General features: G+C 65.0%; 17 protein-coding genes and 1 pseudogene. 11 read left to right on the top strand and 7 right to left on the bottom strand.

The genetic code is table 11. The annotated features are described in order from the left end of the window. Nucleotides 1-104 precede the first annotated feature (104 nt). Both HYG81_RS32075 and HYG81_RS32080 read left to right on the top strand, forming a co-directional pair. Nucleotides 105-1,004, top strand: coding sequence for an SDR family oxidoreductase (locus tag HYG81_RS32075; RefSeq protein WP_180840258.1), 900 nt, complete (start codon nt 105-107; stop codon nt 1,002-1,004). Nucleotides 1,005-1,187: 183 nt separating this feature from the next. Then, the gene (locus tag HYG81_RS32080; RefSeq protein WP_180840259.1) at nt 1,188-2,378 is read left to right on the top strand and encodes a DHH family phosphoesterase; all 1,191 of its coding nucleotides are present in this window, start codon (nt 1,188-1,190) and stop codon (nt 2,376-2,378) included. Nucleotides 2,379-2,380: 2 nt separating this feature from the next. Here the strand turns inward: HYG81_RS32080 and HYG81_RS32085 are convergent, their stop codons facing one another. Next, nucleotides 2,381-3,439 carry a carbohydrate kinase family protein gene (locus HYG81_RS32085; RefSeq protein ID WP_180840260.1) on the bottom strand — a complete coding sequence of 353 codons (1,059 nt, stop codon included), beginning with the start codon at nt 3,437-3,439 and terminating at the stop codon, nt 2,381-2,383. A gap of 176 nt (nt 3,440-3,615) precedes the next feature. After that, on the bottom strand, nt 3,616-3,786 hold the full coding sequence (locus tag HYG81_RS32090; protein WP_180840261.1) for an HVO_0758 family zinc finger protein: 171 nt from the start codon (nt 3,784-3,786) through the stop codon (nt 3,616-3,618). A gap of 299 nt (nt 3,787-4,085) precedes the next feature. Between HYG81_RS32090 and HYG81_RS32095 the strand changes: the two genes are divergently transcribed. From HYG81_RS32095 to HYG81_RS32105, 3 genes are read left to right on the top strand one after another with little or no spacing between them, the layout of a single operon-like run. Then, entirely contained in the window at nt 4,086-5,231 is a 1,146-nt protein-coding gene (locus HYG81_RS32095; RefSeq protein WP_180840262.1) for a glycosyltransferase family protein, read from the top strand. A gap of 26 nt (nt 5,232-5,257) precedes the next feature. Beyond that, a complete protein-coding gene (locus HYG81_RS32100; RefSeq protein ID WP_180840263.1) occupies nt 5,258-5,758 on the top strand; it encodes a DUF7109 family protein in 501 nt (166 codons plus the stop codon). Continuing rightward, nucleotides 5,755-6,345 (top strand): NUDIX hydrolase, encoded by a 591-nt coding sequence (locus HYG81_RS32105; protein WP_180840264.1) that lies wholly within the window; start codon nt 5,755-5,757, stop codon nt 6,343-6,345. The genes HYG81_RS32100 and HYG81_RS32105 overlap by 4 nt, the downstream gene beginning before the upstream one ends. 497 nt (nt 6,346-6,842) lie before the next feature. Here HYG81_RS32105 and HYG81_RS32110 read toward each other — a convergent pair whose 3' ends face one another. Beyond that, nucleotides 6,843-7,313, bottom strand: coding sequence for an MGMT family protein (locus HYG81_RS32110; RefSeq protein ID WP_180840265.1), 471 nt, complete (start codon nt 7,311-7,313; stop codon nt 6,843-6,845). Between the two features lie 116 nt (nt 7,314-7,429). Beyond that, a pseudogene (gene gfo6 / locus HYG81_RS32115) lies at nt 7,430-8,494 on the bottom strand (D-xylose 1-dehydrogenase Gfo6). A gap of 205 nt (nt 8,495-8,699) precedes the next feature. Here gfo6 and nadA point away from each other — a divergent pair. Next, nucleotides 8,700-9,833: a quinolinate synthase NadA gene (gene nadA / locus HYG81_RS32120; RefSeq protein ID WP_180840266.1), complete on the top strand. Its 1,134-nt coding sequence runs from the start codon at nt 8,700-8,702 to the stop codon at nt 9,831-9,833. Between the two features lie 2 nt (nt 9,834-9,835). Beyond that, complete coding sequence (locus HYG81_RS32125; protein ID WP_180840267.1) at nt 9,836-11,353, top strand: L-aspartate oxidase; 1,518 nt, start codon at nt 9,836-9,838, stop codon at nt 11,351-11,353. Between the two features lie 47 nt (nt 11,354-11,400). Here the strand turns inward: HYG81_RS32125 and HYG81_RS32130 are convergent, their stop codons facing one another. Then, a complete protein-coding gene (locus tag HYG81_RS32130) occupies nt 11,401-12,543 on the bottom strand; it encodes a mechanosensitive ion channel family protein (RefSeq protein WP_180840268.1) in 1,143 nt (380 codons plus the stop codon). Between the two features lie 58 nt (nt 12,544-12,601). On the opposite strand from HYG81_RS32130, the gene HYG81_RS32135 reads away from it, so the two are divergent. Beyond that, nucleotides 12,602-12,757, top strand: coding sequence for a hypothetical protein (locus HYG81_RS32135; RefSeq protein ID WP_180840269.1), 156 nt, complete (start codon nt 12,602-12,604; stop codon nt 12,755-12,757). Continuing rightward, a complete protein-coding gene (gene nadC, locus HYG81_RS32140; protein ID WP_180840270.1) occupies nt 12,754-13,581 on the top strand; it encodes a carboxylating nicotinate-nucleotide diphosphorylase in 828 nt (275 codons plus the stop codon). The genes HYG81_RS32135 and nadC overlap by 4 nt, the downstream gene beginning before the upstream one ends. A gap of 300 nt (nt 13,582-13,881) precedes the next feature. Here nadC and HYG81_RS32145 read toward each other — a convergent pair whose 3' ends face one another. Together HYG81_RS32145 and HYG81_RS32150 are read right to left on the bottom strand one after the other, a co-directional pair. Beyond that, nucleotides 13,882-14,169 (bottom strand): hypothetical protein, encoded by a 288-nt coding sequence (locus HYG81_RS32145; RefSeq protein ID WP_180840271.1) that lies wholly within the window; start codon nt 14,167-14,169, stop codon nt 13,882-13,884. A gap of 431 nt (nt 14,170-14,600) precedes the next feature. Further along, a complete protein-coding gene (locus HYG81_RS32150) occupies nt 14,601-15,146 on the bottom strand; it encodes a DUF7529 family protein (protein ID WP_226375946.1) in 546 nt (181 codons plus the stop codon). A 147-nt stretch (nt 15,147-15,293) separates the two neighbouring features. Between HYG81_RS32150 and HYG81_RS32155 the strand changes: the two genes are divergently transcribed. Then, a complete protein-coding gene (locus HYG81_RS32155; RefSeq protein WP_180840272.1) occupies nt 15,294-15,764 on the top strand; it encodes an Lrp/AsnC family transcriptional regulator in 471 nt (156 codons plus the stop codon). 432 nt (nt 15,765-16,196) lie between these two features. Further along, on the top strand, nt 16,197-18,404 hold the full coding sequence (locus HYG81_RS32160; protein WP_180840273.1) for an amino acid permease: 2,208 nt from the start codon (nt 16,197-16,199) through the stop codon (nt 18,402-18,404). The last annotated feature ends 173 nt before the right edge of the window (nt 18,405-18,577 follow it).

The raw sequence follows: 18,577 nt of genomic DNA on the forward strand, positions 1-18,577 counted from the left end.
TCACCTCGAGTGTCCGGTTGAAAAGGCGCGGAAATAGCGGTGAAAGCGACCGGAACACCGCGCTCGAGCGGTGAAATTATGTGCAGTCGGCCGTGAGTCCGGCTATGAAGGTCGCAATTCTGGGTTGCGGACACGTCGGCATCGAACTGGGCCGACAGCTCGTGGCTCGAGACCACGAGCCGATCGGAGTTCGTCGATCGGCGGATGGGCTCGAGCGGATCGAAGCGGCCGGGTTCGAGGGGGTACAGGCGGATATCACCGACCGCGAGGCGTTCGCGGCGGTGCCGGATGTCGACGCGATCGTCTTCGCCGCCAGCAGCGGTGGGCGGGGTGCCGAGGCCGCCCGCGAGGTGTACGTCGAGGGATTGCGGACGGCGATCGAGGAGTTCGGCGAGCGCGAGCACGCCCCCGAGCGGCTGGTCTACACCTCGTCGACGGGAGTCCACGGCGACCACGACGGCGACTGGGTCGACGAAGAGACGCCCCTCGAGCCGACGACCGACAAGACCGAGGTGCTCGCCGAGGCCGAGCGGATCGCACTCGAGTCGCCCGAGAAATACGGCTTCGAGGGAACCGTGGCCCGCTTTGCGGGGCTCTACGGCCCCGGTCGCTACCGGCTCGAGCGCTATCTCGAGGGCCCCGTCACGGACGGCTATCTAAACATGGTCCACCGGGACGACGCCGCCGGCGCGATCCGCTATCTGCTCGACGAGGATCTCGCACGCGGCGAGGTCGTGCAAGTAGCCGACGACGAGCCGGCGTCGAAGTGGGCGTTCGCGGACTGGCTGGCCGACGAATGCGGCGTCGAACAGCCGCCCAAGCAGACGAAGGCCGAGCGGCTCACGGACGACGACATCTCCGAGGCGGGCCGCCGACGGATCCTGACGAGCAAGTGCTGTTCGAACGAGAAACTGCGCAATCTCGGCTACGAGTTCGCCTATCCGACCTTTCGGGAGGGATATCGCGACGCGATCGAGCGCTATCGCACCGAGACCGCTGACTGACCTCGGATCGCGGCCGCTAACAGCCATCGGACTGAGACCGCCGGCCGACTCGAGACGTACTGCATCGGGCAGCCGGCAGACTCGACGTCTCTCCTCACGTATCCGACGGCTGACGGTCGCCGGCCCCGCCGAGAGGGGGAAAATCGGGGGAAATTTCATAGTGGTTCGATTTGACTTGCTGATATGAGCTATCGGAACGCCCCGACAGCCGCGACGTTCGTCGGGGCAACCCCGCTGGTATCCGAGTCAGTCGGCGACTCGGTCCGCTCCCTCGATCCGCTCGTTCTCTCGCTGCTGGTTTTGGCCGTCGTTGCGCTTGTCCTGGGTGGGTGGTGGGTGATTCGGTGGTTTCGGCGACCGCCTGGTGTTCGATTCCAGCGCGTGTTAGCATCGCACGATGACGTGACCGTATTGATGCACCCGAACCCCGATCCAGACGCCATGTCCTGTGCGATGGGCGTCGCCAAAATCGCCGAGTCGGTCGACACCGACGCGACCCTGCAGTTCTCCGGCGAGATCCGCCATCAGGAGAACCGCGCGTTCCGGACCGTCCTCGATCTGGACATCGACTCGATCGAGGCGAGTTCACAGCTCGAGTCGGACGCGGTGGTGCTGGTCGATCACAACACGCCGCGGGGGTTTACCGGGGCCCAGACCGTCGAGCCGGTCGCAGTCATCGACCACCATCCCGGCAACGGGGCCGGGACGAAGTTCACCGACGTGCGGACCGACTACGGCGCGGCGTCGACGATCATCGTCGAGTACCTGAACGATGTCGGTGCGACGATGGCCAACGAGGGGGACTCGAGCGACTTTCAGATATCCCCGGAGCTGGCAACGGGGCTGCTCTACGGAATCCAGTCGGACACGAACCACCTGACTAACGGCTGCTCGCGGGCCGAGTTCGACGCCTGCGCCGTCCTCTTCTCGGGGATCGACGAGGACCTGCTCGATCGGATCGCGAACCCGCAGGTCAGCGACGACGTGTTACAGGTCAAGGCGACGGCGATCACCGAAAAGCGCGTCGAGGGGCCCTTCGCCGTCTGCGATGTCGGCGAGGTCGGCAACGTCGACGCGATTCCCCAGGCCGCGGACGAACTCATGCAGCTCGAGGGAGTGACGGCGGTCGTCGTCTACGGCGAACACGACGAGACGCTCCACCTCTCCGGCCGATCGCGCGACGATCGGGTCCACATGGGCGAGACGCTGCGCCACGCCATCAGCGACATTCCGATGGCCAGCGCGGGTGGCCACGCGCGGATGGGCGGCGGCCAGCTCTCGGTCGATCACATGAACGGAATCGGTCCCTCCGACGGGATCAGCCGCGACGAGTTCGAAGAACGGCTCTTTTCCGCGATGTCGGGCGAACGATAGCGTCAGTCGGCGCGTTCGCACACCGAACGCACCGCCGCCAGATTGGCAGTGTCGCCGGTCGCGACGAAGTGTGCCGCACAGGCGTTGCCCAGCGTGAGCGCCGGCTCGAGGGGCCACTCGCGGGCCAGCGCGCAGGCTAGCCCAGCCGAAAACCGGTCGCCAGCGCCGGTCGTGCGCCGTGGGTCGCCGAGGTCGACCATCTCGACGACGGCGATGTCGTCGCGCGTCGCCCCGACGGCCGCGTCCGATCCGTGGGAGACGACGCCCGAGACATCGAGCGTCGAGCGCAGCGCCGCAGTCCGCTTTCGGATCCGCGCGCCACTCGTCTCAACGGGATCGACAGCGCCGTCAGACGCGTCGGTGGCCGTCACGGCGGCCGCGAGTTCCGTCGGGTTCACGCTCAGAACGATCTCGAGCGACGTGGCGGCCGAATCGGCCCGCGAGAGGGCGTCGAACAGCCCCTCGAGCGCAGCCGGATCGACGGTATCGATCGGGCCGGGGTCGACCACTATCGGTAGCCGCATGTCGGGGGGAGTCGATACCAGCCGATCGAAGACCGCCGTCAGTCCCCGCACGGAGACCCAGTTCGTACAGCAAAGCGCGTCCGCGTCGACGATTCGGTCCCAGTCGACGACGGCGAGGAGCTCCTCGAGTCCCCAGTCCGCGGCCGGTCCCGGCTCCGAAAACTGGAGCTCGTCCGAGCCGATGTCGATTACGCGGACCGTGGCCGGCGTCCCCATCGAGTGCGTTTCGAAGGGGAAGTCTGCGAGTACCGGATGATCGAGGTGCCCGACGAGCGTCGCCCTCTCGCCGAGCGCATGGACCTGCGTCGCCGCGTTGACCGCCTGCCCGCCGGGCCGAGCGTCGATCGGCTCGAGCGCGAAGGACCGAGTCCCCGTAGCGAGCTGGTCGGCGAACGTGTCGATTTCCTCGAGGCGATCACCGCCCTCGCCCGCGATCGCGTACCAGCAGTCGACGCTGCCGTCGGGGAGCGTGACGACGCGTCGGGCACCGCTGGAGTCGAGGTCGTCGAGCCGATCGCATAGCTCGTCGTAGCTCACGCTCGGGATTGCAGTAGCCGGCGACAAAACGATACGGCCGGCACGTGGATCCGGCTGGCCGCTCGGCCGACCGCCCGGTCAAACGGGTCTCGAGTTGACAGCGCCACTGCCACCGTCGGCAGCCACTCGCCAGGGCTGGATCGCCTCAGTCCGACCGCACGGCCGGCCGCCGGTCCCTACCGAATCTCCTTCCACTCCGCCCCGCAGTCGGGGCAGATCCGGACCGTTTTGATCTCGTCCGGGTCGTTTTCGGTCTTCAGCGGCTTCTCGCACTCGGCACAGACGAGTCGATCGTAGGTGTCCTTCTCGAGTTCGTCTTCGCGGAGAGCCTTCCGGACTGATTTCATGTTCTCCCTGTAAGCAGGAGGGGGAGAAAAAGACCGGTGCTCTTTCGGCCCCCGACTCGACCCCCGTTCCCGCTGGGCGATAACCGTCAGCGAGTGCGTGTCGGGGCCTCCTCGAGACCACGTCACACCTCATCGAGATCGATTCCAGACGAGCTGGAACTGGGAGACGCTATCTACTGTTTCCGACTGTCACGACTCCCATTTCATTCCGATAATTCACCGAACTCACTGATTGCTGGCCGACAGTAGATCTGGCCGGAGTCGTGGACGTTTTATCGGTCCGCTCGAACAACTCACCGATGGAGTACGTCCAGGAGCGGATCGCGACGCTCCACGAGTTCGGCGAGGGCGACGGGATGAGGAACGACCTCGCCCGCGACGCCGCGGCCGCGGTCGGCGAGACGGCAGTCATCGTCCCGATGACCGCCCGCGAGTACGAGAGCCCCGCCGCCGAACGCGTCCTCGGCGAACTCGAGCGCCTCGAGCCGGCTCCCGCGGCAGTCTTCGTTCCCGTCCGCGCCGCCGCCGACGAGATCGGGCCGTTCCGCGAGTGGATCGACTCCTTCGCGTTGCCGGCTCGCGTCCTCTGGTGTAACGCACCCGGCGTCGACGCGTTGTTCGCCGAGGCGGGTCTCGCAGGGGGGTTCGGCAAAGGGCGGGACGTCTGGCTCGCGCTCGGACCCGCAGCCGATGCGGGCGGCGCCGTCGTCGTCCACGACGCCGACGCCCGGAGTTACGAGGCCGAGCACGTTCGCCGGCTGCTCGCGCCCCTGACGATGGAGTACGAGTTTTCGAAGGGGTACTACGCTCGCGTCGAGCGCGGCCGGCTCTACGGCCGGCTCTTCCGGCTGTTCTACGAACCGCTCGTTCGGACGCTCGCGGACGCCCACGACGCGCCGATCGTCGACTACCTCGGCGCGTTCCGGTATGCGCTGGCCGGCGAGTTCGCCGCGAGCGCCCGCCTCGCCAGACGGCTCCGAGCGCCGCGCGCGTGGGGCCTCGAGGTCGGCACGCTCGGTGACGCCTACGAGGTCGCCGGCTTCGGCGGGACCGCACAGGTCGATCTCGGCCGCCACGAGCACGATCATCGCGCGGTCGCCGGCGACGCCGGACTCGAGGGAATGAGCCGCGAGGTCGCCGCCGCGCTCTTGCGCGTCTTCGAGGAACACGGGGTCGACCCCGACTACGAGACGCTCCCCGAGCGATACCGAGCCGTTGGCGCTGAGCTGATCGACCAGTATCGCGCCGACGCGGCGTTCAACGGCCTCGAGTACGACCCTGCGGACGAACGGGACCAGCTGACGCGCTACGCCGAGTCGATCGCGCCGCCGGGACCGGACGCGCGCCTGCCGCGGTGGATCGACGCCCCGTTCGCGCCGGCGGACGTGCTCGCGGCCGCCCGGCCCTGGCGGGAGCGACGGGTCGGCTCGCGCTCGCAAGACTAATCCTCTCACCGTCCGTTGGACCGCGTATGGATGCGACCGCCGACGAACTGGCCGGCGTCGTCGATCTCTTCGGCGGGCTGACCCGCGAGGAGCTCGAGCGGGCGCTGGCCGAAGCGGCCTACCGCGCTGACGGGCAAGCCGTCGACGACGGAGCCCTCGAAGCGGCGATCGACGAGGCGCTCGAGTCGTTCGCACTCGTTCGATACGACCCCGGGAGTCAGGGCGAGACGTCGACGACTTCGGACGGCGAGGCGCTACTGGTTCCCGGTCCGACGGCGTTTCCCGCGGTTCCGGAGCCCGCCGAAGACCTTCCCCATATTCTCGACGTCGAGCGGCGACGGCCTGATCGCGAGCCGCTGGGTGAGGCGGCCCGCGAGCGGTTCGTCGCGGCCGCCGACGAGGCCGTCGCCGATGATGACGCGGCGCGGCTTCGAACCCTGGTCGACGTCAGCTACGACATCGAGGCGTGGGCCCCCGTCGATCTCGCGGACGAACGGACGCGACTGGAGGACGCCCGCGAGGAATGACGACGAGACTGTCTCTCGAGCCGGTCGCGAACTACGAGCCGACCGAGATCACCGATCAGGAGTACGACGCGGCCGTCCTCGCGCCGATCGTCGACCGCGACGGCGAGGACCACCTGCTCTTCACCCGGCGGGCCGACCACCTCGGCGAACACCCCGGACAGATGAGTTTCCCCGGCGGCGGGGCCGAGCCGATCGACGAGACGATCCTCGAGACGGCGCTCCGAGAGGCCAACGAGGAGATCGGGCTCGAGCGCGGCGAGGCCGAGGTCGTGGGCCAGCTCGACGACATCCGGACGATCACCGAGTACGCCGTGACGCCGTTCGTCGCGCACGTGCCCGATCGGGAGTATATCCGACAGGAGAGCGAGGTCGCCGAGATCGTCGTCCTCCCGCTCTCGGGGCTGCTCGATCCGGACAACTACGAGTACGAGCGACGATCCCATCCCTACTACGGCGACATCGTCATCCACTACTTCCACGTGAACGGCTACACCGTCTGGGGCGCGACGGGCCGGATTCTGGTGCAGTTGCTCGAGCTGGCGACGGCGTTCGAAGCGCCCGAGAAGGTCGACCGATCGGAGTTCTAACGGGCCCGGATCGTCCGGTTTCGTTCGACAAACGGTTTCTCGAGAGTTCGTTCAGAACGCACAGGGATACTTCTGCACAGTGCCGACGATCTACGTCTCGCTACGGACCGATCAACCGACATGCCGTGGCGCGCGCCTGGCCGCGGTGAGTCGCCGACGAACCGCGGGCTAAACTCGTGCGAGGGATGAGCGAACGCCGAAGGCGTGAGTGTTAGCGCGGAACCGGAGGTTCCGCGAACCATACGAACGGCGGCTCCGCCGCCGTGAGTAGAAATCGGTTGGGGAGGACGTGGAGATTCACTGTTGCCACGATAGCAGAGCGCTTCATTATGCGTCTTCTCGTCAAACCAACTCGTTCGATAAACAGACATCATCAACGGACCGGGACGGCCGAACTAACGACGGTCAGATTCACTCGAGGTCGCGTTCGAACGCCGCAGTCGCGGATCGGCGTCTCCCCTCGTCGATATCGTCGACGATCCCGCGATGTCGGCCGCTTACAGCCCCTCGAGCGACCGGAGCTTCTGTTCGATGTCCGGCGGGGCGGCGCTGGGGCCGTCGCGCACGCGATGATCCGGAATGAGGAGCGGCGTCGGATTCTCGTCGAGCGCGGTTCGCACGAGAATGATGTCGTCGTCGTCCTCGTGATCGAGTCCGGAGGTCATCCGAGCGAGCGTCTCGACGGTGACCTGATCGCCGTAGGGAATCTCCTGAACTCCCTCGAGGACCGCCCGCTGGTCCGTCGGCATGGTCATCGCGATCTGCACGTCGTCGAAGGTGATCGGCTCGAGGCCGTCGAGGTACTCGAAGATCCGATCGAGGATGGGGTGGTCGTCCTCGGCGTCGTCGTCGGGAATCTCCGGGAACGAGACGCTCAGGACTCGCCCGCTGGCGGCTCCGATCTGGACGTACCGATCGAGGTACGGCGATTCCCGCGCGTAGATTCCGGCGTCCGTAACGTCCTCCATACCCGACCGTAGGCGATCCGGACATGAATAGCCGCCGGTCCTCGCGTTTCGGCCGCGGTCGGTATCGGAGCCGTCCCGACTCGCAACTCGCGACTCGCGATCGATACCGGGCCAGTTCACTCGAGTTCGACCCGACGGCCAGTCTCGGCCGACTCGTAGGCGGCCTCGATGGCGCGCAGGTCCGTGACCCCGTCTTCGCCGTCGGGTTCGGGATCGGTCCCGGTGAGCACGCAGTAGCCGAAGTAGTCGAACTCCTCGCGGACTTCGTCGATCGGTGGACCGGTGTACTCCATTCGAACGTCGCCGCTCTCGACGACCATTTCCTGCGGGACGACGCCGCCGAACGGCGACTCGACGTCGATCATCCCCTCGGTGCCGACCAGTTCGAGAGCGCTTCGGGCGTGGGCGTCGAAGCTGGCGGTACAGGAGGCCGTCGCGCCGGTCTCGTACTCGAGCTGGAACGCGACGTGTTCCTCGACGTCCGCGAACGGGCCGCCGCTCGAGTGGGTGGTGGCGTAGACGCCCATGGGTTCGCAATCGAGGAGGAACCGGATCGTGTTGAGCGGGTAGATTCCGAGATCGACCAGCGCGCCGCCGCCAGCGAGGGCCGGATCGAGTCGCCACGTGTCGGGGCCCGCGTGCTCGAGCAGCGGGTGCGAGAAGCCGCCGTGGACCTGCACAACGTCGCCGATCACGCCCTCGCGGACGAGCTCCCGCGCGCGCCGAACCGTCGGCTCGGTCTGGAGCCGGTAGGCCGTCATCAGCGTCACGTCGGCGCAGGCGTCGACGATCTCTCGAGCGCGCTCGGGTGTCGTCTCGAGGGGCTTCTCGCAGATGACGTGCGTTCCGAACTCGGCCGCCGCGGTCGCGTACTGGCCGTGAAACGCGTTCGGTGCCGCGACGTAGACCCCGTCGTAGGCGTCGGTCCGGTTACCCGCGAGGAACCCGTCGTAGTCGACGACGTGGTCGACGTCGTACTCTTCGGCGACGGCCGCCGCGCGATCCGGCGAACTCGTGACTAGCATCGTCGTCTCGCAGTAGCTGCCAGCCGCGATCGCGGGGAGCGCACGCTGCCGTGCGAAGCCGCCGATTCCGATGACTGCGAGTCGGACCGTTCCCTCGACCTATTCGCGCTCCCAGTCTCGCCGCGTGAAGTGCGAGAAGGCGTCCTCGAGCGCCATAGCTCCACTACGAACGACGGCGAAAAGACCGCTATCGATCGGTTCCACGACTTTCAGCGGACGGTATCTGTCGGTGGCGACGAACAACTTACTGACTGCTTTCGGTAGGTGTATACGTCGGTGGTATTCGGCCAGAGTCTCCTTTCGAAGGAAAAAGTTATTCAATAGTCGCCTGTGATATGTAATCACCCACAGGTGACGGAAGATGGTAACAATGGAAACTGCAGAGCTGGAAACCGACCTGAGTCTGTTCAAATACGACACCCTCGAGCAACTCCCGTCACGATATCGGGAGCTCGAGGCCAAGGAGCGGACCGACCGTATCGAAGCCGCGCTCGCGGAACTCGGCGACGACGTGGTGATCCTGGGACACAACTATCAGCGACGCGAGATCGTCGAGCACGCGGACTTCATCGGAGACTCTTATCAGCTCTCGAAGGAGGCAGCGGACGCGGACGCCGAGTACGTGATCTTCGGCGGCGTGACGTTCATGGCCGAGAGCGCGGACATCATTACGGACGACGATCAGTCGGTGATCCTCCCGAGCATGGAGGCGTCGTGTCCGATGGCCGGGATGGCCGAGGCGCTGCAGGTCGACAGCGCGTGGGCCGAGATCACGGCCGCTGCGCCCGACGCGAACATCATCCCGATCACCTACATGAACTCCTACGCGGATCTGAAGGCCTTCTGTGCGAGCCAGGGCGGGCTCGTCTGTACCTCCTCAAACGCGCACGAGGCGTTCGAGTACGCCTTCGAGAGGGGTGACAAGGTCCTCTTCCTGCCCGACAAGCACCTCGGAGAGAACACCGCCCACCGGCTCGGGATGGAAGACGAAATCGCCGAATGGGACCCCTGGGACCCCGAGGGGAAAGACGCTGAAGAGGTCGCCGAGAGCGACATCATCCTCTGGGACGGCTACTGCCAGGTCCACGAGCGGTTCCGCGAGGACCATATCGAACAGGTCCGCGAAGCGAACCCCGGTGCAAAGGTGATCGTTCACCCCGAATGCCGCCGCGAGGTCGTCGAAGCCGCGGACGTGGCCGGTTCGACGGCGACGATCTGCGAAACCGTCGCGAACGCCGATCCCGGCGACACGTGGGCCATCGGTACCGAAATCCACCTCACGAATCACCTCCAGCGCTGGCACCCCGAGGTGAACGTCCTCCCGCTCTGCGGCGACGCCTGCATGGACTGCAACGCCATGCGCCAGATCGATCCCAACTACCTCGCCTGGGTGCTCGAGGAACTCGTCGAGGGCCGCGAACACAACGTGATCGAGGTCGCCCCCGAAGAGAAGGAACTCGCGGGCGTCGCGCTCGATCGCATGCTCGAGATCTAACGATGACCGAAACGAACACCGGTACGGCCACGACGACCGGCGGCGAGACCGCAGACGTTCTCGTCGTCGGTAGCGGGATCGCAGGCTGTTCGGCCGCGCTCGCGGCTGCACGCGATGGCGCGGCGGTCCTCCTCCTGACGAAAGCGACGAAGCCCGACGACGCCAGCACCGACTGGGCGCAGGGTGGCATCTCGACCACCCGGGGCGATCCGGACTCGCTCAAGCGGGACATCGTCGACGCCAGCGACGGTACCGCCGATCCGGATGCCGTCGAGACGCTCGTCGCAAACGCCGACGACGCCGTCGAGGACGTCCTCATCGACACGCTCGAGGTCGGGTTCGACGAGACCGACGACGGCGAGTTCGACTACACGCGCGAGGCCGCCCACTCCGACTACCGCATCCTCCATGTCGACGCCGCGACGGGCACGCACATCCTGCGGCCGTTCCTGAACTATCTCGACGACCACGAGCGCATCGAGGTGCGCCAAGACACCGCCGCGCTCGAGTTGATCACCGCCGAGGGACGCGTCCATGGCGTAGTGAGTGACGAGCGACCGACCGGAAAGCCGATCTACGCCGGCGCGACGATTCTCGCGACCGGTGGGATCGGGGCGCTCTACGGCCGCTCGACCAACCCCGCCGATGCGACCGGCGACGGAATCGCCATGGCCGCGCTCGCGGGCGCGGACGTCGAGGACATGGAGTACGTTCAGTTCCACCCGACTGCCTATGCCGGTGAGAACCCCTTCCTCCTCTCGGAAGCGCTGCGGGGAGAGGGCGCAGTGTTGCGCAACGGCGACGGCGACCAGTTCATGGCCGGGTACCACTCACGGGGCGACCTCGCGCCGCGGGACGTCGTCGCGCGCGCCGTCGAGACCGAACGCGAGGAAACCGGCGAGGTCGTCCTCGACGTCAGTCCGCTCGAGTTTGAAGCCGACTACCCCGGAATCGCCGAGAAGTGTCGCGATCGCGGCATCGAGGGCGACCGGATTCCGGTCGCTCCCTGCGAGCACTTCCTGTGTGGCGGCATCGACGTCGATGAGCGCGGCCGCACCTCGCTCGACCGGCTCTACGCCGTCGGCGAGTGCGCCCGGACCGGCGTTCACGGCGCGAACCGGCTGGCGAGTACCAGCCTGCTCGAGGGGCTGGTCTGGGGCCTCCGCGCGGGGACTGATGCAACCGGCTTCGATCCAGCAGTCGTCGAAGCGCCCGAACTCCTGAACCGCGATCCCGACCTCCCGGAGCGGTTCGCCACCGAGAAGTTCGCGCGGCTCACGCAGACGATGGACGACTATCTGGGCCTCGAGCGCAATCCAGAGGAGATCGACCGCTCGAGCGCCGTCCTCCGGCGGCTCAAGGGCGAGGTCGACGCCTACATTCGGACCCGGACGGCGCGGGACCTCTACGAACTCCGGAACGCCAGCGTCACCGCGCTGTTGATCGCGCGGGCGGCCGGCGAAAATACGGAGTCGACGGGCTGTCACTACGTCGTCGACGACGAAGCGCCCCTCCCGTAGCGTCTGTCACCTTGCCGTTCTCGGTTTCGCACTACTACTCGCGGCGCTTACGCACGGCGTTCCGCCGACGCGTCGTCCACATCGCTGAGGATCTGTGGGGTCGACTCCGGCTCGCCGCCGGTCGCGTCCGACCTCGAGACGTGGATCTCGCGCTGGGGGAACGGGATTTCGATCTCGGCCGCGGTCAGCGCCTTGTACATCGCCCGGTTGAGTTCGTGCGTGGCCCTGTTGACGCGGGTCGGCGCGGCCACCCAACAGAGGAGTTCGTACTCGAGCGCCGAGTCGCCGAAGGCCCGGAATCGCATGCGCGGTTTCGGCGAGTCGAGGACGAGCGATTCCTCGTCGGCGAGCTCGAGGACGAGTTCCTCGAACGCGTCGATGTCCGTTCCGTAGCCGACGCCGATGGGGACCTTGAGCCGCCTGCGGCGCTGGGGTGCCGACTGGTTGATCACCTTCGCGGCGTTCAGGGCCGCGTTCGGGACCGTGATGAGCACTTCGTCGCGCATCATCAGCGTCGTCGATCGGATGCCGACCTTCACGACAGTGCCTGCCTCGCCGGAGTCCAGTTCGATGTAGTCGCCCAGTTTGTAAGTGTCGTCGAAGTAGAGCGCGATGCCGCCGAAGAAGTTCGCGACGGTGTCTCGAGCGGCGAAACCGACCGCGATGCCTGCGACGCCGGCGGCCCCGAGCAGCGGCGAGATGCTGTACTCCCACAGCGTCAGCAGGACTCCGATCGTACCGACGGCAACGAGTAGAGTCCAGACGTTCGAGAAGACGGGCGCGAAGTCGAATCGCGAGCCCTCCTCGTTGATCTCCTCGACGAACCGGTTGACGATCCGATTCGAGGCGAACGCCCAGGCGACGACGATGACGGACAGTGAGGGTTTGCCGAAGAAGGTATCAAGCTGGTCAGCCGTCACAAGGACGTTCTCGGTGACCGAGGGAAGCTGCGTGAGCAGATAGACCCCCGCCAGCGCGGCCGTCACGACGACCGGCAGCCGGAGTTCCTCGACGAGGATGTAGTCGTACTGCGTCTTCGTTCGACTGGTGTATCGAAGCAGGGTCCGGAGGACGACGACCTCGAGCACGACCGCGATACCGAGCGAGATGCCGACCAGCAGGAGGGTCGCTTGCCAGCCGGGGACGCCGTCGAAAAGCCGCGTGAGGAAGTCGAGAATGGCCGCGTTCATAGGAGCGAAAGGTCAATGAGCGAGGTAACAGTTTCTGAAACGGTACTGTCAGTTTTTCATGACCGTCAGCGATGCGATCGGCAGCGCGATTGCACGACCGAGCAACGCCGGTCGCTCGAGCAACGTCGGTCGCTCGGTCGACTGGTCGCTCGACATTCACGCAAACGGGTCCTTTATTTTGACCGGGGCCGCACCCGCGTCCAAGGCCGCATGATCACCGACGCACAAATCGAACGCTGGCTCCGCGAGGACGTCGGCCACCACGACGTGACGAATCAGGTCCCCGGCGAGACGACCGGCCGGCTCGTCGCCAAGGAATCCGGCGTCGCCGCCGGCCTCGAGGCCGCGACGGCCGTCTTCGACTACCTCGACGTGACAGTGACCGACCGACTCGAGGACGGTGCTGCGGTCGAACCCGGCACCGAACTGCTCCGAGTCGAGGGGCCCACACGGGCGGTGCTCCGCGGCGAGCGCGTCGCGGTCAACCTCGCGGGCCACGCGTCGGGAATCGCGACGCGGACGCGCGAGGCGGTCGAGCGCGCCCGGACCGAATCCGCGGACGTGGCGATCGCCGCGACCCGCAAGACGACGCCGGGCCTGCGCGGCCTCGAGAAACGCGCCGTCGTCGCGGGCGGCGGCGACACCCACCGGCTCGATCTCTCACACATGGTGATGGTCAAGGACAACCACATCGCCGAGATGGGGCTCGAGGAGGCGGTGGCCCACTTTCGGGCGCGGACCTCGTTCGCGACGAAGATCGACGTCGAGGTCGAGACCGTTGAAGACGTGCCGCGGGCGGCCGACGCGGGGGCGGACATCGTCTTACTCGATAACATGACACCGGCGGAGACGCGGGCGGCGGTGGACGAAGTCACCGATTACGAGGGGGTACTCGCCGAAGCCAGCGGCGGAATCACCCTCGCCGACGTTCCCGACTACGCCGCGACGGGCGTCGACGTGATCTCGATGGGGTCGCTCACCCACTCGGCACCGTCGCTGGACCTGTCGTTCCGGACGGGCGACGATAGTGACCTCTGAAGTAATTTCCATACCAGTAGCTAGTAGTACTATTTCTTTATTCAGAAACGTTCTTGAAACTGAATCGGGCGGTTCGGTAACTACGTGTGCTTATTGGCCGCTGCGATTCCTACCAACCAGCGTATCTGTTCGAAGAGTCGTGATGAATACAGAGTGCGAGTCGGTCACCAAGCGGTAGCAATTACCCATCCACTCTACAGCAGGTGTGGTAGCCATTGTTGTCAGCAGCGATTTCTGACACAGAGTATAGATGGTTTACTTTCGTAACCACCTGAGAGGTGATTCGTCTTTAATTCGGCCTCATTTGACGACGACGTTTTCCTTAAGTTTGTAGACGTACCGAAACGGTTGGTCGACTACTTCGATCCGGTGGACATTGTCGTGGCGCCACATATCGGCGAGCACCGAGGAGGCTCCCGAGGCGGACTTTGGCTTCGGGATGGAATCGTCCTCAGTGATAGCCCGGTGGACATCGTCTTTGCTCATCCATGCGTTGATTGAGAGAACAAGTGCGACGTTTCCGCGGTGAGTACCAGCTGTGATGTGTTGGACGCCCGTAGTGCCCCCGCTGCTGGATGTCGAGTCCATACATAACAAATGTGATTCGGAGTATATACCATTATCTACGAAAGTATTTTTAAATAACTTGTTAGTAGAGCAGGCCTTAGAATTTTAAATCTATTAGATAGGCTCAAGAAAGCTCGCGCATTTGTATCTTATCATGAGTGAGCTAAGCTCAATGGCTGCTGATATCGAGCGAGTTACCCGAAACGTCTCTTTCTTAATTCAGGCATTGACTCCGTGCTGAACTCATTTCTCTATACTCAGCAGGCTGCTTTTGGCATAGTTCGGATAGATCGATAGCCGCTTCGGTAACTGCTTGCCCTGTACTTGCCACGATTTTCATTTCCAACTCTGGATAAAGAAACCGAGTTACCAACTACTGATACTGATCGCACAGCAATCGTGTGGTCGGGTGTGCATTGACGTTTAATGACTACTATAGCTCTGACCGCCGATCACTCCGCGCTCCACTGCCGAACGTCCGCTTCCTCGAGAAACAGGGACGGATCGTCGTGGGAGAAACTGACCCACCCGTTCTCGGGGTCTGCCGTCACGTGAATCAGTAACTCCTCTTCGACGAGCGCCGTTTCGAAAACCGATCGGCAGTCGCCGATGTCGTAGGAGAGCGGGACGAAGACCGCAGTCTCGGTCTCCTCGTCGCGTTCGACCGCGAGGGCGACCCGCCGATCGCTGCCCTCCTCGGTGAGCGGTCGGTAGTAGACGTCGGCCGCAGAAATCGTGACGTCCCCCTCCTCGATGAGCGATTCGACGACCTCGTACTCCTCGGCGGTGACGGTGACGTCGAGCCCGGTTCGTTCGGACTCTTCGACCGGCGATATCGCGTTGGGCTCGAGGACCACAGCGTCCCAGCCGCCGTCCTCACGGTACTCCTCGGCGATGGCTCGCGCGTCCTCGAGCAGGTCGTCCCACAGGGGATCCGCTGGATTCGATCCGTTGGTGGGCGTCGAACGGGTCGACGACTCGGAATCGTCCGCCGTCATCTGCCGTCCTCCGTTCGCGTTCGTTTCATCATACTCGAGTCGACGACCGCGAGGGGAAAAACGTTACCTCACACGTTCTCCCGCTGTGATGACGAATCGCCGAATTCGCAGGAAAAATTACTTTTAACCGCGCGATTACTCGTGGGTATGAGCGAGGAGCCACTCGACGATCTCGACAGGACGATCATCTACTGTCTGCAGGAGGACGCGCGCAAGACGTCGGCGAGCGAAATCGCGGACAAAGCGGGCGTCTCGGCCAGCACGGTCCGCAACCGAATCCGAAACCTGGAGGAGGGGGGCATCCTCACCGGCTACCGTCCGGAAGTGAACTACGAGGCGGCCAGCTATCAGTTGCAGACGCTCATCGTCTGTACCGCGCCGATCCCCGATCGAGAGGCGCTCGCACAGAGAGCCCTGGAAGTGCCCGGCGTCGTCGCCGTCAGAGAGGTCATGACCGGCACCGAGAACGTCCACGTCGAAGCGATCGGGTCGGACAGCGACGACCTCAGTCGGATCGGCCGAGACCTCGACGAGCTCGGCCTCGAGGTCGTCGACGAGGATCTCATACGCAACGAGTACGAGCGCGCCTTCCACGGGTTCGACGTCGATGAGTTGTAGGAGTCACTGAACGTCACTGCACACTCGATCGCACGACGGTAGCGCGGTTCTCGCTCACCGTGCTCGCTCCGAACCGCGGACTGTGCGATCGGTGTGTAAATCGCTTCAGTTTGATTCTCTAGCAGTGATCTCTCCTGTTGCCGTCGTTTTGAGCGTGTTCGTCTACTCGACGAGCAACGGGTTCGCGTCCCCCTGCTCTCTCGCTCTCTCGACCACTCGATCTCTGGACGGGTCCGCAACACAACGTGGTACTGATTGTCGGATCCCGAATTTATCGGCGCTTTTATGCGGATCCGGTGGCCACCCACCCATACAGAACCACTCATGTGTCAGACAACACCTCCGTCTTCCCATCTCCTGCTGGTTGGCAGCACACGGGCCTCGAGCCCCGTACCGACGCGGTCGCCGAACGACTGACGAACTCACTATCCAATGCCAAAAGAACTCGAACGAGACCTCGGCTTGTTTGCGGTCATCGCGATCAGTATCGGCGCGATGATCGGCAGTGGAATCTTCATTCTCCCCGGCCTCGCCCTGAAGACGGCGGGCCCGGCGGTTATTCTGGCCTACTTGCTCGCCGGCGTACTCGTCTTACCGGCCGCCCTGAGCAAGGCCGAAATGGCGACGGCGATGCCGGAGGCCGGCGGCACGTATATCTACATCGAGCGCGGGATGGGCCCGCTGCTCGGAACGATCGCCGGCGTCGGCACCTGGTTTTCGCTGTCGTTCAAGGGCGCGCTCGCGCTGGTCGGCGGCGTCCCGTACGTGCTGTACCTATTCGACCTGCCGGTGAAGCCGGTCGCGCTCGCGCTGGCGGCCGTGCTCGTCCTCGTCAATCTCTTCGGCGCGAAACAGACCGGACGCCTGCAGGTCGCCATCGTCGCGGTGATGCTCGCGGCGATGGTGTGGTTCGTCGTCGGGGGGCTCCCGTCGACGGACAGCACCTACTACGGCGGATTCTTCGACAAGGGATCCGGCGGTCTCCTCGCCGCGACCGGCCTCGTCTTCGTCTCGTACGCCGGCGTGACCAAGATCGCGAGCGTGGCCGAGGAGGTGGAGAACCCTGATCGAAATATCCCGCTCGGAATCCTCGGCTCGCTCTGCTTCACGACGCTCCTGTACGTCCTCATCGTCGTCGTCATGGTCGGCGTGACGCCGCCCGATCTGTTGAGTGACTCCGCGGTGCCGATGATTCACGCGGCCGAGGCAACGCTCGGCCGGCTGGGCGTAATCGCCATCATCATCGCGGCCGTCCTCGCGCTGATCAGCACGGCCAACGCCGGGATCCTGTCGTCGTCCCGGTATCCGTTCGCGATGGCTCGAGATCAGCTCGCGCCGCCGTCCCTGACGGAGATCCATGACAAGTGGGGGACGCCCGTGCGAGCGATCACGCTCACCGGAGCTGTCATGCTGGTGCTCATCGCGTTCGTCCCGATCCTCCAGATCGCGAAACTGGCGAGCGCGTTCCAGATCATCGTCTTCGCGCTGGTCAACGGCGCGGTTATCGCTTTTCGAGAGGGGAACGTCGGGGAGTACGACCCGAGTTTCGAGTCACCGCTCTATCCGTGGACCCAGCTCACCGGGATCGCCGGTGGACTGCTCCTCATCGGCTACATGGGAACGATCCCGCTCGTCGGCGCCGTCGTCATCACGGCGGCGTCGATGCTGTGGTACGTCTACTACGCGCGAGACCGCGTCCAGCGCGAGGGCGCTGCCACGGACGTCGTTCGACGAAGCGTCGGTCGCAAGGCCGTCGAACAGACGAAATCGATCGTCGAGACGGTCGACGGCTACGAGGTACTCGTCGCGATCACCGAGGCGACGAGCGAGCAGCGAGAGCGCACGTTGTTGCGGATCGCCGCCGATATCGCCCGCGAGAACGACGGGAGCGTCACCGTCGTTCAGTTCGACGAAGTGCCCGACCAGGTGCCGCTCCAGCAGGCGTCGGAAACGCAGTCACCGGCGGACGTCGAGTTCGAGGAACGAACGCGGCCGCTCACGGAGGAGTTCGACGTCCCGGTCAACTACGGCGAAATCGTCAGCCACGACACGAAGCGAGCGATCGCGAACTTCGCCGAGCACGAGGACGCGGACTTCCTCCTGCTCGAGCGAAGCGACGACCCGCTGTACGCGCCGGTATTCGGAACGACGGTCGAGTGGATCACCCGCAACGCACCGTGTGACGTCTTGCTCGTCGAGGACCGCGATCTGGACCGGATCGATTCCGTCACGGTCGTCACCGACCGCGGTCCCTTCGACCCGCAGAAAATCACCGTCGCGAACGCGCTGGCGACCGAGGCGGGGGGCAGCATCACCTTGCTGTATCCGCTCGATGACGCGGCGACCGAGACGCAACGCGAGACGATAGACGAGTATCTCGCGGAACTCGAGTCGCTGTGTTCGGTTCCCGTGAACCGCTCGATCGTCGAGACCGACGACCCCGAACGGGAGTTCGTCTCGGTGACCAACACCGGCGATATACTCGTCATCGGGACGGACGGCGGACGAATCCGGGGAGCCCTGTTCGGTCGGCCGGCGGACAGGATCATCGACAGCGTCGACTGCACGGCGGTTCAGGTCCAATCGAAGCGTGGCAAAGCCGGCCCGCTCCGTCGACTCGTCGAGCGCACGGTGTTCTGACGGTCGGCTCCGGTACCTCCGTCGCGGGTCTGGTTCGTTGTGTCCGCGAACTGTTCCTCGAAAAATTGTATGGCCATGTACCAGCGAATCTGCCGACGAGTAGCTGTGCATACCGATCACCGATAGATCTGTCAGATTAATAGGCATCCGAAGCGCCGTGCTGAATAGATAGC

The sequence above is a fragment of the Natrinema zhouii genome (assembly GCF_013456555.2).
Lineage (GTDB): Archaea > Halobacteriota > Halobacteria > Halobacteriales > Natrialbaceae > Natrinema > Natrinema zhouii.

What these genes read in the sequence shown, in the direction of transcription:
- HYG81_RS32155 (WP_180840272.1), top strand. Translation starts at nt 15,294, where the DNA reads ATGAGCGAGGAGCCACTCGACGATCTCGACAGGACGATCATCTACTGT.
- HYG81_RS32100 (WP_180840263.1), top strand. Translation starts at nt 5,258, where the DNA reads ATGGATGCGACCGCCGACGAACTGGCCGGCGTCGTCGATCTCTTCGGC.
- HYG81_RS32125 (WP_180840267.1), top strand. Translation starts at nt 9,836, where the DNA reads ATGACCGAAACGAACACCGGTACGGCCACGACGACCGGCGGCGAGACC.
- HYG81_RS32075 (WP_180840258.1), top strand. Translation starts at nt 105, where the DNA reads ATGAAGGTCGCAATTCTGGGTTGCGGACACGTCGGCATCGAACTGGGC.
- HYG81_RS32135 (WP_180840269.1), top strand. Translation starts at nt 12,602, where the DNA reads ATGACCGTCAGCGATGCGATCGGCAGCGCGATTGCACGACCGAGCAAC.
- nadA (WP_180840266.1), top strand. Translation starts at nt 8,700, where the DNA reads ATGGTAACAATGGAAACTGCAGAGCTGGAAACCGACCTGAGTCTGTTC.
- nadC (WP_180840270.1), top strand. Translation starts at nt 12,754, where the DNA reads ATGATCACCGACGCACAAATCGAACGCTGGCTCCGCGAGGACGTCGGC.
- HYG81_RS32130 (WP_180840268.1), bottom strand. Translation starts at nt 12,543, where the DNA reads ATGAACGCGGCCATTCTCGACTTCCTCACGCGGCTTTTCGACGGCGTC.
- HYG81_RS32105 (WP_180840264.1), top strand. Translation starts at nt 5,755, where the DNA reads ATGACGACGAGACTGTCTCTCGAGCCGGTCGCGAACTACGAGCCGACC.
- HYG81_RS32090 (WP_180840261.1), bottom strand. Translation starts at nt 3,786, where the DNA reads ATGAAATCAGTCCGGAAGGCTCTCCGCGAAGACGAACTCGAGAAGGAC.
- HYG81_RS32110 (WP_180840265.1), bottom strand. Translation starts at nt 7,313, where the DNA reads ATGGAGGACGTTACGGACGCCGGAATCTACGCGCGGGAATCGCCGTAC.
- HYG81_RS32145 (WP_180840271.1), bottom strand. Translation starts at nt 14,169, where the DNA reads ATGGACTCGACATCCAGCAGCGGGGGCACTACGGGCGTCCAACACATC.
- HYG81_RS32080 (WP_180840259.1), top strand. Translation starts at nt 1,188, where the DNA reads ATGAGCTATCGGAACGCCCCGACAGCCGCGACGTTCGTCGGGGCAACC.
- HYG81_RS32095 (WP_180840262.1), top strand. Translation starts at nt 4,086, where the DNA reads ATGGAGTACGTCCAGGAGCGGATCGCGACGCTCCACGAGTTCGGCGAG.
- HYG81_RS32150 (WP_226375946.1), bottom strand. Translation starts at nt 15,146, where the DNA reads ATGACGGCGGACGATTCCGAGTCGTCGACCCGTTCGACGCCCACCAAC.
- HYG81_RS32160 (WP_180840273.1), top strand. Translation starts at nt 16,197, where the DNA reads ATGCCAAAAGAACTCGAACGAGACCTCGGCTTGTTTGCGGTCATCGCG.